12 protein-coding genes are annotated in these 16,725 nt (G+C 60.6%); 6 read left to right on the forward strand and 6 right to left on the reverse strand.

What is annotated here, in order from left to right; translation table 11 throughout:
* Window positions 1-162: 162 nt before the first annotated feature.
* The 5 genes from CKW23_RS07360 to CKW23_RS07380 all read left to right on the forward strand — a co-directional run bounded on the left by CKW23_RS07360 (window position 163) and on the right by CKW23_RS07380 (window position 8,592).
* A complete protein-coding gene (locus CKW23_RS07360; RefSeq protein ID WP_177434627.1) occupies window positions 163-2,886 on the forward strand; it encodes a TonB-dependent receptor in 2,724 nt (907 codons plus the stop codon).
* A gap of 146 nt (window positions 2,887-3,032) precedes the next feature.
* A complete protein-coding gene (locus CKW23_RS07365; RefSeq protein WP_095067323.1) occupies window positions 3,033-4,916 on the forward strand; it encodes an extracellular solute-binding protein in 1,884 nt (627 codons plus the stop codon).
* A gap of 1 nt (window position 4,917) precedes the next feature.
* Window positions 4,918-5,985, forward strand: coding sequence for a microcin C ABC transporter permease YejB (locus tag CKW23_RS07370; protein ID WP_025258032.1), 1,068 nt, complete (start codon window positions 4,918-4,920; stop codon window positions 5,983-5,985).
* Window positions 5,985-7,007 carry an ABC transporter permease gene (locus CKW23_RS07375; protein WP_025258031.1) on the forward strand — a complete coding sequence of 341 codons (1,023 nt, stop codon included), beginning with the start codon at window positions 5,985-5,987 and terminating at the stop codon, window positions 7,005-7,007. Before CKW23_RS07370 ends, CKW23_RS07375 begins: the two co-directional genes overlap by 1 nt.
* A 1-nt stretch (window position 7,008) precedes the next feature.
* Window positions 7,009-8,592: an ABC transporter ATP-binding protein gene (locus CKW23_RS07380; protein WP_095067324.1), complete on the forward strand. Its 1,584-nt coding sequence runs from the start codon at window positions 7,009-7,011 to the stop codon at window positions 8,590-8,592.
* A gap of 3 nt (window positions 8,593-8,595) precedes the next feature.
* On the opposite strand, the gene CKW23_RS07385 is transcribed toward CKW23_RS07380, so the two are convergent.
* From CKW23_RS07385 to gabT, 4 genes are all read right to left on the reverse strand, one after another.
* A complete protein-coding gene (locus CKW23_RS07385; protein WP_025258029.1) occupies window positions 8,596-10,089 on the reverse strand; it encodes a methyl-accepting chemotaxis protein in 1,494 nt (497 codons plus the stop codon).
* 150 nt (window positions 10,090-10,239) lie between these two features.
* Window positions 10,240-10,728: an Lrp/AsnC family transcriptional regulator gene (locus CKW23_RS07390; protein ID WP_002555947.1), complete on the reverse strand. Its 489-nt coding sequence runs from the start codon at window positions 10,726-10,728 to the stop codon at window positions 10,240-10,242.
* A gap of 46 nt (window positions 10,729-10,774) precedes the next feature.
* The gene (locus CKW23_RS07395) at window positions 10,775-11,431 is read right to left on the reverse strand and encodes an HAD family hydrolase (RefSeq protein ID WP_025258028.1); all 657 of its coding nucleotides are present in this window, start codon (window positions 11,429-11,431) and stop codon (window positions 10,775-10,777) included.
* 77 nt (window positions 11,432-11,508) lie between these two features.
* Window positions 11,509-12,813 carry a 4-aminobutyrate--2-oxoglutarate transaminase gene (gene gabT / locus CKW23_RS07400; RefSeq protein ID WP_095067325.1) on the reverse strand — a complete coding sequence of 435 codons (1,305 nt, stop codon included), beginning with the start codon at window positions 12,811-12,813 and terminating at the stop codon, window positions 11,509-11,511.
* Between the two features lie 273 nt (window positions 12,814-13,086).
* On the opposite strand from gabT, the gene CKW23_RS07405 reads away from it, so the two are divergent.
* Window positions 13,087-14,016 carry a glyoxylate/hydroxypyruvate reductase A gene (locus CKW23_RS07405; RefSeq protein ID WP_095067326.1) on the forward strand — a complete coding sequence of 310 codons (930 nt, stop codon included), beginning with the start codon at window positions 13,087-13,089 and terminating at the stop codon, window positions 14,014-14,016.
* Window positions 14,017-14,073: 57 nt separating this feature from the next.
* Here CKW23_RS07405 and argA read toward each other — a convergent pair whose 3' ends face one another.
* Both argA and argE read right to left on the reverse strand, forming a co-directional pair.
* The gene (gene argA / locus CKW23_RS07410) at window positions 14,074-15,372 is read right to left on the reverse strand and encodes an amino-acid N-acetyltransferase (RefSeq protein ID WP_025258025.1); all 1,299 of its coding nucleotides are present in this window, start codon (window positions 15,370-15,372) and stop codon (window positions 14,074-14,076) included.
* Between the two features lie 126 nt (window positions 15,373-15,498).
* Window positions 15,499-16,647, reverse strand: a complete 1,149-nt coding sequence (gene argE, locus CKW23_RS07415; RefSeq protein ID WP_025258024.1) for an acetylornithine deacetylase — start codon at window positions 16,645-16,647, stop codon at window positions 15,499-15,501.
* Window positions 16,648-16,725 lie beyond the last annotated feature (78 nt).

A 16,725-nucleotide genomic window follows, 5' to 3' on the forward strand; every position in this document is an offset into this window, starting at 1 on the left:
ACCGCACTCCCGTGAGCACGCTCGTCCGTGGGCCGCAAAGCCCCTGGAGGGGAGCGGCTTGCCGGAAAGGAAGAAGTGAAACTCCTGATGGGCACAACCGCATCGGGAAAAGAGGGCTCACAAGGCCATTTCAATAACGTCTGGAATAAGTCGGAAATTACCATGCTGATGAATCTTCCCGGTTGCACCCTCAACCCCCTGGCCATTGCGGTACGGCGCCATCCCCGTGTGCTGCTCTGCGCACTGGCCATGGGCATAAGCGGTGCTCAGGCGGCCGATGCCGTCGATGCGGACACAAGCAGTACAAGCGTCTCCTCCAGCGCCGCCGTCGTACCCGCCACGACCCAGTTGCAGCGTGTCGAAGTCACAGGTTCGGCGATCCGCAGGGTCGATGCCGAGACGGCCGTGCCCATCACCATCCTGCGCGCCGATGACCTGAAAAAACAGGGCGTGACTACCACTCAGGAAATGGTCCAGCGCATCACCGGCAGCCAGTCGATCAACAACAGTGCCGGTTCGGTCGGTGCCGGAACGGGAGGCGCGTCCTACGCCGACATGCGCGGGATTGGCGCAAACAAGACGCTGGTTCTGCTCAACGGACGCCGTCTGGCGAACAACGCCCTGTCGGGTGTCGGCACACCCAACGGCAGCGCCATCGACCTGAACATGATCCCGTTTGCCGCCATCGACCGGGTGGAAGTGCTGCGTGACGGCGCCTCTGCGCTGTACGGCACTGACGCCATCGGTGGGGTTATCAACTTCATCACCAAGAAGTCCATGACCGACGGCACCTTGAGCCTGGGCGGTGAAACCCCCACCAACAGTGGCGGCGGAGCCACCAAGGACATGAGCGCCAGTTGGGGCTTCGGTGACCTTGAAGAAGACCGCTTCAATGTCATGGGGGTCTTCAACTACAACAAGCAGCAGAACCTGGATGCCAACGACCGCTCATTCGCCAGGGATTATGTGCCGGGACGCGGTCTTAACCAGACCTCAGGGACCGCCTTCCCCGGCAACTATTACCAGGGCAACAATGGCACGAATCCGCTGGCCGGCGGCAACTGCAACGGGCCCAGCCTGATCGCCAGCAACGGCATCTGCCGTTTCAGCACCCGCGAATACATCGACCTGATTCCGCAGACCGAGAAGACTTCCTTTTTCGGCAAGGCCACCGGCAAGCTGGCGGACGACCACAACGTCAACATCGAATACTTCTGGGCCCGCAACAATAACCACACCGACATCGGCCCGGCCCCCCTGACCGGCCTGTCGCTGGACGCTTCGTCGCCCTACTACCCCGGCAACGGCATCACGCCCTTGCCGACCAGTTTCGTGCTCGACCCGACACAGCCCATCGATACCGCATGGCGGGAAACCGCAGCCGGGCCACGGGGTGCCAGCGACCAGAACACCAGCCAGCGCTTTCTGCTGAGCTTCGATGGCATGGTCAGCGGCTGGGACTACAACGTCGGCGCGTCATACAACCAGAACAAGGTCATTTCCTCACTCACCAACGGCTATGTCAGCGATGCGGCCATGATCGCCGGTCTGGCCAACGGCATCATCAACCCGTTCGGTCCGCAGACCGCGGCAGGCCAGGCATTGATCGATGCCAACGAATACCATGGCCAGTACTCAAGCGCCGTGGGCCGGGTGGCCGGTATCGACGCCCGTATCAGCCGGGAAATCGGTGACTGGTTTGGTGCCGGACCGGCCGGCCTGGCGCTGGGCGGTGAATACCGCAAGGAGAAAATGCATCAGGAGTACGAAGCCTTCGTCAATGACGTCAGCAGCCTGGGGGCAGACGCGGCGGGCAGTGTTTCGGGCGAACGCAGCGTAAAGGCCCAATACGCCGAATTGAACGTTCCGGTCCTCGACAGCCTGGAACTGAGTGCTGCCATTCGTCACGACAAATACAGCGACTTCGGCAGCACGACCAACCCCAAATACTCATTCCGCTTCCAGCCGTTCAAGCAACTGGTGGTCAGAGGAGCCTACAGCGAGGGCTTCCGCGCGCCTTCTCTGTATGAGCTTTATGCGCCGCGCAGCCTGAGCTTCACCCAGGGTTACTACAACGACCCGACCCTGTGCGCAGGCGGTACCGTGCAGCCTGGCGGTAATGCCGGACGCGATTGCAATCAGCAGTTTCTCAACAACAGTGGCGGCAATACCGAGCTGGCTCCCGAAAAGGCCCGCAACGTGACACTGGGCTTCGTCTACCAGCCGGTCAGCAACCTTTCCATGGGTCTGGATTTCTGGTGGATTCACATCTCCAACCAGATTCAGTCGTTCCCTGAATCGACCGTCTTCGACGACCCCACCACCTACGCCGACCGCTTCATCCGCAACCCGGATGGTTCGATTGCCAATATCGTGACCGGCAACGCGAACCTGGGCATCGTCAAGACCAATGGTGTGGACGTCACCCTGGACTATCGCTTCCCGAACACGCCGTACGGCCAGTTCGGCCTGGGCATGACCGGCACCTATGTGACCCGCTACGACTACCAGAACATCATCGACGGCCCCTACACCGACAAGGTCGGGGACTTTCAGGGCGATGGCGTGATCTCGCGCTGGAAACATGTCCTGACCGGTACATGGTCGCTGGGCAACAGCCGCGCGTCCCTCACCAACCGCTTCACCAGCGGTTACAACGACTATGACCGCACCACCAACGCCCGGGTGGCGTCGTATACGCTCTGGGACCTTTCGGTCGGGCATACCTTCGACAAGGTGCTGGATGTGGATGCCGGGGTCCGCAACCTGTTCGACCGCGATCCGCCGTTCTCCAATCAGGCCTACAACTTCCAGTCCGGCTACGACCCGCGCTATGCCGATCCGCTGGGCCGCACGCTGTTCGCCCGCATGACCTATCACTTCTGAGGTGGTGGCGTGGCTCATACCCGCTCCGTGAGCCACGCCTTGAGTTGCGCTTCGCCCCTCCGGCCCTACAGGTTTCATCCACCTTCCCCGGCCGGAGGTTTTTTCGCAGTACATGAGTATTCAGTGCGTACAAGGACAGCCCCATCATGTTGCGTACCTCCCGTTTTCTAAGGCGCCTGCTGCTGGGCGTTGCTCTGTACGGTTATGGGCAGGCACTGCTGGCCGCGCCGACCCACGCCTTGACGGTCTATGGCGAAGCCCCGAAATACCCTGCGGGCTTTCAGCACTTCGCTTACGTCAACCCGGACGCCCCCAAGGGCGGCTCGCTGACACGCTCGGCCGAAGAAATCGGCCAGTTCAATTACCTGAACCCGTATGTCGATCAAGGCATCAACGTGGTTCAACTCGACACCTGGGTCTATTCCCCGCTGGCCTATCGCTCACTGGATGAGCCCTACACGGTGTACGGCCTGATCGCGGAAAAAATGGAAATGGACCCCAACGGCCTCTGGATTCGTTTCTTCATCAACCCCAAGGCGCGCTTCGAGGACGGCACACCCGTCACCGCCAATGATGTGCGCTATACCTTTGAACTGATGACCACCAAGGCCAGCTTCAGCTACCGGCCCATGTATGCGGACGTCAAGGATGTGGTCATGGAAGGACCGCTACAGATTCGCTTCGACTTCAAGAACAACCTCAACCGCCTGCTGGCCCTGGATATCGCCAGCATGCGCATCCTCCCCGAACACTGGTGGAAGGACAGAGACTTTGCCAACGGTGGAGGTTTCGAGGCACCGCTGGGCAACGGGCCTTACCGGGTCGCGAAAGTCGACGCCGGACGCAGTGTGGTCTTTGAACGGGTCAAGGACTGGTGGGCCAAAGACCTGCCGGTCAGCCGCGGGCTGTATAACTTCGACACCCTGACCGTGAATTTCTACGGTGACACGGAAATCGCCCGGCAACTGCTGCAGGCCGGAGCCTTCGACTACAACCGGGAGTTCTCATCGGCGGGCTACACCGTCGGCTACAGCGGCCCGGCCATCGACGACGGACGTCTGCAAAAACACATTCTGGCCCGGCAACGCCCCGTTTCGGCACAGGGCTTTGTCTTCAATCTGGACAACCCCGTCTTTCAGGATCGGCGGGTACGCGAGGCGTTATCGCTGCTGTGGGACTTCGAGTGGCTGAATCGTCGGGTCATGCGCAGTTTCTACGTGCGGGAACAGAGCTACTTCCCCAAGAGCGAGATGGCCGCCACGCAATTGCCGGACGCAGCCGAACTGAAGATTCTCGAGCCACTGCGCGGCCAGGTCCCGGATGAGGTATTCACACAGGTCTACCAGCCACCCAGCACCGACGGCAGCGGCTATATCCGCGACAAACAGTTACAGGCCCTGAAGCTGCTGGCCGAGGCGGGCTGGCATCCGCGCAATAACAAGCTGGTCAACGCAGCGGGCGAACCGCTGACCTTCAGCTTTCTCGACGGCCAGGGCGGCTTCGACCGGTTGATATTGCCGTTCAAACGAACACTGGCGCAGATCGGCATCACCCTGAATTTCATGCGCATCGATTCGGCGCAGTACATCAACCGGCTCAACGCCCGGGACTACGACATGATCGTGGTCAGTCTGCCGAAAAACGGCAATCCGCTGATTTCCCCGGGCCGTGAACTGTACAACCTGTTTGGCTCGCAAAGCGCCACGCAAGTGGGCAGCTCCAACGCCATGGTCTTGCGCAATCCCGCTGTGGACAGGTTGATCGACGGCCTGGTCGCCGCCAACAGTCGTCAGGACATGGTGCTTTATGCCCGCGCCCTGGATCGGGTCCTGCAATGGGGCTACTACATGATTCCCAACTACTACTCCAAGGGAACGCCGCTGGTGTTCGCCAATCGTTTTGGCCGACCCGAGATAGAGCCCGTCTACGACATTGGCCTGGAAACCTGGTGGCAGATCAGCCCGACAGCACTGACCAATGCCCAGGCTTCGGCCCTGACAGGCAAGACCACTGCCGCGAAGGAGCCGTAACATGTTGGCTTATATGATTCGACGCCTGCTGCTGATCATCCCCACGCTGCTGGCCATCCTGATTGTGAACTTCCTGATCGTACAGGCGGCACCCGGCGGCCCGGTCGAGCAGGCCATCGCCCGCATTCAGGGCTTCAGTCCCAACGGGATCGGCGGTGGTGGCGGCGAAGTGGCGGCCTCCGGCACCGCAAGCCGCAGCACTCGTGGGCTGGACCCGGCACTGATCGAGGCGATCAAGGAGCATTACGGCTTCGACAAGCCCATGCACGAACGTCTGTGGCTGATGCTCAAGAATTATGCACAGCTGGATTTCGGCACCAGCTTCTTTCGTGGTGCCGAAGTGACGGAACTGATTGCCCAGAAACTGCCGGTATCACTGTCTCTGGGACTGTGGGCAACGCTGATTACCTACCTGATCTCCATACCGCTGGGCATCCGCAAGGCCGTGCGGCATGGCAGTGCATTCGATGTCTGGAGCAGCACGCTGGTCATCATCGGCTATGCCACGCCCGCGTTTCTGTTCGCCATTTTATTGATCGTGGTCTTTGCCGGGGGCAGTTACCTCAGCTGGTTTCCGGCGCAAGGCCTGCTCTCGGACAACTTCGACAACCTCAGTGCCTGGGGCAAGGTCAAGGACTACCTCTGGCATCTGGTGCTGCCGGTCAGTGCCCTGGTGATCGGCGGTTTTGCCACGCTGACCATCCTCACCAAGAACAGCTTTCTCAACGAGATCAGCCGTCAGTATGTGGTCACGGCACGAGCCAAGGGCCTTACGGAGCACCGGGTTCTGTATGGCCATGTGTTCCGCAACGCCATGCTGCTGGTGGTCGCCGGGATTCCGCAGGCCTTGATCGAGGTGTTTTTCGCCGGCTCCCTGCTGATCGAAACCATCTTCGGCCTCGACGGGCTGGGGCGCATGAGCTACGAGGCGGCGGTGTCGCGGGACTATCCGGTGGTGTTCGGCACACTGTTTCTGTTCACGCTGTTCGGCCTGCTGATCAAGCTGGTGGGCGACCTGTGCTACACGCTGGTCGACCCGCGCATCGACTTTTCCGCGAGGAGCGCCTGATGTTCGAGTTTTCTCCCCAGAGCAAACGCCGCATGGCGCTGTTCAAGACCAACCGGCGGGGCTGGTGGTCGCTGTGGATCTTCCTCGCGCTGATGCTGGTCTGTCTGTGTGGCGAGTTGATCGCCAACGACAAACCACTGGTGCTGAGCTACGAAGGCACGCTGTATTACCCTGCCCTGCACACCTACATGGAAACCGATTTCGGTGGCGAACTGCCCTTCGAGCCGGACTACTCAAGCGACTATGTACGCCAACTGATCGCCGCCAAAAACGGCTGGATGCTGTTTGCGCCGATCCCTTTCAGCTATGACACCATCAACTACGACCTGCAAGCCCCATCGCCCAGCCCGCCAAGCAGCCACAACTGGCTGGGCACCGACGAGCAGGCCCGGGATGTGCTGGCGCGGGTGCTGTTCGGTGCGCGGATTTCCATCCTCTTCGCCCTGCTGCTGACCGCGATCAGTACCGTGATCGGGGTCTGTGCCGGTGCGATACAGGGTTACTACGGCGGCATGACCGACCTGATCGGCCAGCGGATTCAGGAAATCTGGTCCGGTTTGCCGGTACTGTATCTGCTGATCATTCTGTCCGGCTTCGTTTCACCGAATTTCTGGTGGTTGCTGGGCATCATGGCGCTGTTTTCCTGGCTGGCACTGGTGGATGTAGTACGGGCCGAATTCCTGCGCGGCCGCAGCCTGGAATACGTCAAGGCAGCCCGCGCCCTGGGCCTGACCGATACTGCGCTGATGTGGCGGCATATCCTGCCCAACGCCATGACCAGCACCCTGACCTATCTGCCCTTCATCGTCACGGGTGCCATCGCCACCCTGACCGCGCTGGATTTTCTCGGCTTCGGCATGCCCGCAGGCAGCGCCTCGCTGGGTGAACTGATCGGTGAAGCCAAGCGCAATCTGCAAGCCCCCTGGCTGGGGCTGACCGCCTTTGTGGTACTGGCGCTGATTCTTTCCCTGTTGGTGTTCATCGGCGAAGCCTGCCGCGACGCTTTCGATCCCCGGAGCTGACATGCAAGAGACCCTGATTGAAATACGCGACCTGCGCGTCGCCTTCAACGGCCACGAAGTGGTGCATGGTGTCAGCCTCGATATCCGACGCGGCGAATGCCTGGCGCTGGTGGGTGAATCCGGCTCGGGCAAATCCGTCACAGCCCACTCGATCCTGCGCCTGCTGCCGGCAAAGACCGTCAGCACCCAGGGTACGATCCGCTACGACGGCGTGGACCTGGTGAGTGCCAGTGACAGGCAACTGCGCAACCTGCGCGGCAACCGGGTGGCAATGATCTTTCAAGAGCCCATGAGCTCGTTGAACCCGCTGCATACGGTCGAGAAACAGATTGGCGAAATCCTGATCACCCACAAGGGCCTCAAGGGCAAGGCCGCCCGGGACCGGACGCTTGAACTGCTGGACCTGGTGGGCATCCGTGACCCGCTCGCGCGGCTCAAGGCTTACCCTCATCAGCTTTCCGGCGGTCAGCGGCAGCGCATCATGATCGCCATGGCGTTGGCCAACGAGCCTGACCTGCTGATTGCCGATGAACCCACCACAGCGCTGGATGTGACGGTGCAGGTGAAGATCCTCGAACTGCTCAAATCCCTGCAACAGCGCCTGGGCATGTCATTGCTGCTCATCAGCCACGACCTCAATCTGGTCCGCCGCATAGCCCAGCGGGTCTGTGTGATGCGTGAAGGACAGATCGTCGAGCAGGCTGACTGCCAGGCCCTGTTCGACCACCCGCAGCACCCTTACAGTCGACTGTTGATAAACGCCGAGCCTGACGGCGAGCCGGTGCCTTCTAGCCATCGGAACACCCTGCTGTCGGTACAGGACCTGAAAGTCTGGTTCCCGTTGAGCAAAGGCTGGCTCAAACGCAACCCTCGCTACATCAAGGCTGTGGACGGGGTGAGTTTTGAACTGCTCAAGGGCAAGACGCTGGGCATCGTCGGCGAGTCCGGTTCGGGCAAATCGACCCTGGGCCAGGCGATCCTGCGCCTGGTCGACTCCGAAGGCAGCATCCGATTCGGCACCAAGGAACTGAGCCTGCATAGTCAGCACCTGATGCGCCCCTTGCGGCGCCAGTTGCAAGTGGTCTTTCAAGATCCGTTCGGCAGCCTCAGCCCACGCATGACCGTGCAACAGATCATTGCCGAAGGACTGGTCACCCACAGGATCGGCACTGCCGAGGAACGCGAGCAGGCGGTCATCCGGGTCCTGCAGGAAGTCGGGCTCGACCCGGCCACCCGCCATCGTTATCCTCATGAATTCTCCGGCGGTCAGCGCCAGCGCATCTCGATTGCCCGGGCGCTGGTGCTTGAGCCGGAGCTGATTCTGCTGGACGAACCCACCTCGGCACTGGACCGCACGGTGCAGAAACAGATCGTCGCCTTGCTGCGCGACCTGCAGATTCGCCACGGCCTGACTTATCTGTTCATCAGCCATGATCTGGCAGTGGTTCATGCGCTGGCGCATGACCTGATCGTCATCAAGGACGGCAAGGTGGTCGAGCAAGGCCCTTCACGGGAGATCTTCGCCAGACCGCAGCAGCCCTATACACAAGAACTGCTGCAGTCATCGGGACTGGTCTTCGCGTGAAACCTATCGATTGAAGGTCTTGCCCAGCGCCTCAAGCCGCATGGCCAGCGGTGGCAGGCGCTGGCTGCTCTGCGCCAGCACGTCGATATTGGCTGCGGTGTCTTCGGCGATGCTCTGTACCGAACGCAGTTGATCGGCGATTTCCCGACTTGCCGTGGACTGCTCGTCAGTGGTGGTGGCAATCAGGCCGTTGAGTTGCGTGATATAGCCGATCCCGTCGCCCACGGCGCGCAGCGATTCGGATGCGCGCTGGCTGTTCTCGACGCAGCGCCCGACATCTTCGCGGCTGTCCTGCATGGCCGTGGCAGCCTGGCGGCTACCTTGTTGCAGGTCATGGATGATGACCTGGATTTCCTTGGTGGACGAAGCCGTGCGCTGAGCCAGGTTACGGACCTCATCGGCCACGACGGCAAAACCACGGCCCTGCTCGCCAGCCCGGGCGGCTTCGATGGCGGCATTGAGTGCCAGCAGGTTGGTCTGCTCGGCGATGCTGCCGATCACATCCAGCACCTTGCCAACCTGCTCCGACTGCTCGGCAAGGGCCTGCACCGTTTCATCGGTGGTGTTGATACGCTCGGCAAGCCGGGTGATTTCAGTTTGCGCCCGACCGACGCTTTCACGCCCGTGCGCCACCTGTTCGTGGGCATCACCAGCACGCTGGACGGCCTGGGCGACATGCCCGGAAATATCGTTCATGGCGCCGCCCATGCGCTGCATCGCATCGCTCATGCGGGCGATTTCAGTCAGTTGATACTGCGCTCCGGCTTCCAGTGTGCCGCTGGCCCTGGCCAGATCATGGCCCAGCTCGCCAAGGCCGCGGGTGTCACGTACCACGCCATCCACCAGTCCGGTGATCTGCGCCAGAAAGCTCTCGAAACGCTGAGTAAGGGAAACCCTGCCTGCTCTTTCATCAACCCGCGCATCGGTAGTGAGCTGCAAAGCGGTGGCGAGCATTTTGTCGAGCATGTCCTGATTCTCGACAGCCTCGGCCTGGTTCTGAACGGCGAGGTACATGAGGATCGCAGTCTCTACCACCACATAGACGGCATGCACCATCACCATGCCCCAGCCACCGGCATGGTGCATGACATACACCGGGAAGCCCGAATGTTGCAGGACGTGAAACACAACGTGATGAACAGCGATGACAACGGCTGCCACCAGGATCGGCAACCAGTCGCGGTAGAAGGTCAGTACCGCCAGGAATACAAAGATGCCGAAGTGGATTTCCACCACTCCCCGGGCCTGATTGATATGCAGGGCCGCCATGAGCATCAGGCCGACGCCAAAGCAGCAGCGCATCAAACGGCTGCCGCCTATGGCCCGATACAGTGCAGTCAGCACCAATGCAGTGCCACCGCCCACCAGCATTGCCTGGGTAAAGGTGTCGTGCCAGAACGCCAATCCGATCGAATACACAAACAGCAGCCAGATCAGGCCAAGCATGATGCGATCGGCCTTGCGGTAATGCTCAAGAAAACGAGGAGCTGAAGGCATCAAACACTTCCTTATGGGAGAAACCAGACAACAGATGGCAAGCACCATGGCGCAGCAAAATCACGGCCAAGTCATAGGACAACCAAGTGACACGCAACAGAATGTGTCAAATCGGTGACTTTGCGCAACTCGGCTATTGGCCTTTAGCTATCAATGACGCAAAAGCTTGCGTAAAGGCACACCGTCTTTCATGACAGGGGATTTGATGACGATGTAGCTGAAGTACTTGGAGATGCCGATATTCTTGTCCAGCAACTCCTCGATCACTTCCTGATAGTGCTGGATGCTGCGGGTCATGAAGCGCACCAGATAGTCGTAGCCGCCACTGATCAGATGGCATTCGAGCACTTCGTCCACGTGCCGGATATTGGCCTCGAACTTGGCAAAGTCTTCGCGCTTGTGGTCGCTGAGGGAGATTTCGGTGAACACCGTGACCGATTCGGTGATCTTCGCGAGGTTCAGGTGAGCCTTGTAGCTGGAGATATAACCGGCCGATTCCAGGCGCTTGACCCGTTGCAGGCAAGGGCTGGCTGACAGGCCTACAGCATCTGCGAGGCTGACGTTGGTCATGCGACCGTCTTTCTGAAGCTCGACCAGGATATTGATATCAATACGATCCAGTTTGACCAGGCCTTCCATCAGCTACCTCTTGATTGCCGTTCACCAAAGCTCTCTTCTAGCAAAATCAGCGCCTTAAAGACAACTGATGCTGCGCCACAAGGTCGGCCATGCTGTTGATACACAGATCGGCGGGGCAAGGCTGACGATGTTCGACACGGTCGCGACGGATCAGGCACAGACCGCCGCTGCCCAGCGCTGACGCGGGAGGCCGTGACACCAGCAGGGTTTCACTCGGGTGCAGATCCATCTCGGCCAGCCAGGTCGTGTCATCCAGCGGGTGAGTGGTCAGCGACAACAAGCTGTCGGGTTCCAGTCCCAGACGTTCGCACAAGGCATTGCGATCCTGAGCATCGCGGTCGGCATAAACCAGCAGCCGGTAAAACTTGCGCAGGTACAGCATGGCACCCGGCGCATCCTCGAACAGCGTCCAGGTGTCCACCGAACGCGCGAAAGCCATGCCTTCTTCCCAAGTGACCCTTGCGCCGAAGCGCTCGGCCAGTTGTCGGTGGGCAAAACACAGCAGACCACTGAAACCCAGTTCTCCGAAACGCGGATAAAGCGCACTCACGGCCTCTGCGAACGCCGTCAGCACCTGCTCCCTGTCGGGCTTGTTAGTGCTGTGTTCCAGCAATGGCTGCAACGCCGACCAGACACCGGAATCGCGGTCCACCAGAACTTCATCGCAGTCGATCAACAGTGCCCGGTAATCAGTCAGCGCCATGACAGGTCAAGCCTCCATTAAACATTCAGTACCCACGGCCACGCAGTGTGAACACCTGCGCGGCCGGGCTTGAGCGACTACTTCGACTTCAATACTCGTGCCAAGGCCCCGTCGAGGATGGTCAGGGCTTCGTCGATCTGCTCTTCAGTCGTCACCAGAGGCGCAAGGAAGCGCAGCACGTTGCGATAGACGCCGCACTTGATCACCAGCAGGCCGCCGATACGGGCCTGATCGATCAGTCGCTGATTGAGATCGGCATCCGGGCTGCGCGCAGCATCGTCCTTGACGATTTCCATCGCCAGCATGAAACCGGGACCACGTACGTCACCAATGCAGGAATAGCGGGACTGAAGCTTGAGCAAGCCGGCACGCAGGTAGTGGCCCAGTTGCTCGCCGCGCTCCGGCAGTTTTTCCTGTTCGTAGGTATCGATTACCGCCAGGGCTGCGGCGCAGGCCAGAGCATTGCCGCCATAGGTGCCGCCCAGGCCACCCGGAAGCGGTGCATCCATGATTTCGGCACGCCCGACAACACCCGACAGCGGCAGACCTCCCGCCAGGCTTTTGGCAACGGTCACCAGATCCGGCTGAATGCCGGCGTGCTGGAAACCGAACCATGTGCCCGTACGACCAAAACCGGTCTGGATTTCATCGAGAATCAGGACAATGCCATGCTGCTCGGTCAAGGCCCGCAGCGCTTTCAGGAACTCCACTGGCGCAGCCAGAAAACCGCCATCGCCCTGCACAGGCTCGATGATGATGGCCGCCACGCGATCCGGCGCAACTTGTGTCGCCAGCAATTCATGCAGCGCAGCCAGGGCCATTTCACCCGTGACGCCACGGTATTCGTTGGGGTACGGGGTGTGGAACACTTCCGGCGCCAGCGGCCCGAAGTTCTGCTTGTAGGGCTGGCTCATGCCGGTCAGGGTCGTGCCCAGCAAGGTGCGACCGTGGAAGCCGCCACGAAACGAAATGATCGCCGGGCGATTGGTATGGGCGCGGGCAATTTTCACCGCGTTCTCGACCGCTTCGGCACCGGACGTGAAAAACACCGCCTTGTGGTCGATGCCGCTGTCACCGGCCACCAGGTTGCTCAGGCGCTTGGCCAGTTCCACGTAAGGCTGGTAGGCAACCACCTGAAAGCAGGCATGGGTGACCTTTTCCAGCTGGCCCTGCACGGCCTTGACGACATTCGGATGATTGTGGCCGATGTTCAGCACACCGATGCCGCCGACGAAGTCCAGATAGCGCTTGCCATCGACATCCCACAATTCGGAACCCTGCGCACGATCGATGACCAGCGGGTGAGCAGTGACCACGCCACGGGGTACGAACTGATCGCGTTGACGGAGCAGATGAGGTGTTTCGTCGACTTTGCTGTTCATGGCTTTACCTGTAGTGGGCCGGGCAATCGGCACGTGATTGCGATGCTGTTCAGGTTAAGCGTTCAGCGAAACGATCTACGCCGAACTTGCCCCTCCAGATGCCCATATCCACTGTTTTAACCCTTGCAAACGGCAGATTCCTTCTGGCCATGCAATCTGCTGCACAACGCTCTGTTTACAGGCTGCGCCGCCCTTTTGCGGTGGCGCTTTCAACAGATCCTGCTCCAGTCTTGAGGCATGATGAAGGCCCACTTTCACGCTCAGGAAATGCCCATGCCCGCCCTGCTCTATAAAGCCGATCCTGCCCGCAGCGAGCGCTGGAAAGCCCTGTTCGCCGAGCACGCGCCCGATATCGAGTGGCGCGCCTGGCCTGACATCGGCGACCCGCAGGACATCCATTATCTGGCGGCCTGGCTGGCTCCCGACGACCTGGAACAGGTACTCCCCAACCTCAAGGTGCTGTTTGCGCTGTCAGCAGGTGTCGATCAACTGGACCTGAGCCGTATCCCGAAGTCATTGCCGGTGGTGCGCTTGCTGGACCCTGGTATCAGCCACGGCATGTGCGAATACGCCTGCTTCGCCGTGCTGACCCTGCATCGTGAAATGCTGCGCTATCGTCAGCAGCAGATCGAAGGCCGCTGGCAGGCTCATCCGCTTATTCCGGCGCATAAACGGCGCATCGGCGTCATGGGGCTCGGTTTGCAGGCGCAGCATATTCTCGGGAGCCTGAAAGGCTTCGGCTTTGCCTTGTCAGGCTGGGCACGCAGTGAGCATCGTATTGAGGGCGTCGACTGCCATGCGGGACCTGAACAACTCCCCACGTTCCTGGCGCAGTGCGACATCCTGCTGTGTGTGCTGCCACTGACCGAACAGACCGAAGGCATCCTCGACCGTGAACTCTTCAAGCACCTGCCCAAAGGCGCGGCGCTGATCAATATGGGGCGCGGCAAACATCTGGTGGAAGACGACCTGTTGGCCGCGCTGGACAGCGGCCAGCTCAGCGCCGCCGTACTGGATGTGCTGCATAAGGAACCGGCTGCCAGCGATCACCCGTTCTGGAAACACCCGAACATTCTGCTGACACCCCATGTCGCCGCCATGACCCAACCGGAAAGCGCATTTGCAGGCTTGCTGGAAAACATTCGTCGGTTCGAGCGGGGCGAGTCAATGGAAGGGCAAGTGGATCGTGGGCAAGGCTATTAGGCATTCGCGAATGAACCCGCTCCGGCATCGCGCCGAAGCGGGTTCATTCGCAAGCAATCAGATCGCTTTCTCGAAGATCTTCGAATTACGCTGATAGTTGTAAAGCGACGCTCGTGCGCTGGGCAGACGGTCGACGGTGCTGGGTTCAAAGCCCCGCTCGCGGAACCAGTGTGCGGTGCGAGTGGTGAGGACGAACAGCGTCTTCAAGCCCAAAGCCCTGGCACGGTTTTCGATACGCTCCAGCAACTCATCCCCGCGTCCGCCGTGGCGATACTCCGGGTTGACCGCCAGACACGCCAGCTCACCGGCCTCGGAATCGGCAATCGGATAGAGTGCCGCGCAGGCAATGATCAGGCCTTCACGCTCGACCACGCTGAACTGCTGGATCTCGCGCTCCAGCACTTCACGGGAGCGACGTACCAGAATCCCCTGCTCTTCCAGCGGCGTGATCAGGTCCATCAGGCCGCCCACGTCTTCGATGGCCGCCTCACGCACCAGCTCGAACTGCTCTTGCGCAACCAGCGTACCGCCACCATCACGGGTAAACAGCTCATTCAGCAACGCGCCGTCTTCGGCATAGCTGACGATATGGCTGCGGCCCACACCGCCGCGACAGGCTTCGGCGGCAGCATCCAGCAGTTCGGCCTGATAGTTGTTGCCCAGACGCAAGAGATGAGCAGGCACTTGCTGAGGGCGCAGTTCACGCACCAGACGGCCCTGTTCATCCAGCAGGCCGGTTTCGGCACCGAACAGCAGCAGTTTGTCCGCCGCAAGGTCGATGGCTGCGCGGGTCGCGACGTCTTCGCAGGCGAGGTTGAAGATCTCGCCTGTCGGCGAATAGCCCAATGGCGACAGCAGCACGATGTGACGCTCGTCCAGCAGGCGGTTGATACCTTTGCGGTCGACACGGCGCACTTCGCCGGTGTGCTGATAATCGACCCCCTCAAGCACACCGATAGGTCGAGCCGTGACCACGTTGCCGCTGGTCACCCGCAGGCGTGAGCCCTGCATCGGCGAAGCCGCCATGTCCATGGACAGACGCGCTTCGATGGAAATACGCAGTTGCCCTACCGCATCGATCACGCATTCCAGGGTTTCGGCATCCGTCACGCGCATGTCGCGATGGAAACGCGGTGTCAGGCCGCGCTGGGCCAGACGGCTTTCGATCTGCGGACGCGAACCATGGACCAGCACCAGTCGCACGCCCAGGCTGTGCAGCAACACCAGGTCGTGGACGATATTGCCGAAATTGGGGTGCGCGACACCATCGCCGGGGAGCATGACGACAAAGGTGCAATCGCGGTGGGCATTGATATAAGGAGACGCGTGACGAAGCCAGTTAACGTAATCGGGCATAACCGAAAGAGCCTGTAAAAGAATGGACGAAAGACAGAAACACGCACAACGCTGTGGTGGTTATCGTCGGAACAGGCTTGGCAACACGCGCAATCTCCTTCTCTGTGGGGTTGTGTCTGGCCCGGTTTACTGGGGGCTCAGGCAGTAATGCTGAATCAACTGACGCAACAGAACCACTGTAGGCTCCAGGCGTGACATTTCAAGGTACTCACCCGGCTGATGCGCGCAGGCGATGTCGCCAGGGCCCAGAACCAGTGTCTCGCAGCCAAGGCGCTGAAGATAAGGCGCTTCGGTGCCAAATGCTACTGCTGCAGCCGTATGACCTGTCAGACGTTCTGCAATGCGAACCAGTTCCGCATCCGCTGCCTGCTCGAACGGCGCGCACTCCGGGAACAGGGGTGCGTAATCGATCTGCACCTGATGCAGCTCGGCCAGCGGTTGCAGCTTTTGACGGATGGCGGCGCGCAGCGCATCGGGGTCCATGCCCGGCAATGGGCGCAAGTCGAACTCCAGCGAGCACTGGCCGCAAATCCGGTTCGGGTTATCGCCACCATGAATGCAGCCGAAGTTCATGGTCGGTTGCGGCACGCTGAACTGCGGGTTGCGGTATTCGCGCTGCCATTGCTGGCGCAGGCCCTTGAGTTCACTGATGGCGTCATGCATGGCTTCCAGCGCGCTATGCCCCAGGCTTGGGTCAGAGGAATGGCCGCTGCGCCCGAGAATCTCGATACGCTCCATCATCACGCCCTTGTGCAAGCGAATCGGCTTGAGCCCGGTGGGCTCGCCAATTACCGCTGCACGCCCCAGCGGCCGACCGGCCTCGGCCAAAGCTCGTGCGCCAGCCATGGAGCTTTCTTCGTCGCAGGTGGCAAGAATCAGCAGAGGCTGCTTGAACGGCTGATCGAGCAGGCCGCGCACGGCCTCGATCACCAGCGCGAAAAAACCCTTCATATCGCAACTGCCCAGCCCGACCCAGCGGCCATCGACCTCGGTCAGTTTCAGCGGATCGGTTTTCCACAGCGCTTCATCGAAAGGCACGGTATCGCTGTGTCCGGCCAGCACCAGCCCGCCGGGGCCCGAGCCATAAGTCGCCAGCAGGTTGAACTTGCCCGGCGAAACCTGCTGGATATCGCAGGCAAAGCCCAGATCGCCCAGCCACCCCGCCAACAGATCGATCACCGCACGGTTGGATTGATCCAGCGAAGGTTGGGTGCAGCTCACCGAAGGCACGGCAATCAACGCGGCGAACTGATCTTTCATGGACGGCAAGGGCATGTATGCTTCCTGTAATCGGGACGGAACACGGACCATCATAGGGCCATAGCACCTGCGGAATAAACCGTTGCGAGCCAT

Origin of the sequence: Pseudomonas sp. Irchel 3A18 (genome assembly GCF_900187465.1) — a bacterium.
GTDB lineage: Bacteria > Pseudomonadota > Gammaproteobacteria > Pseudomonadales > Pseudomonadaceae > Aquipseudomonas > Aquipseudomonas cichorii.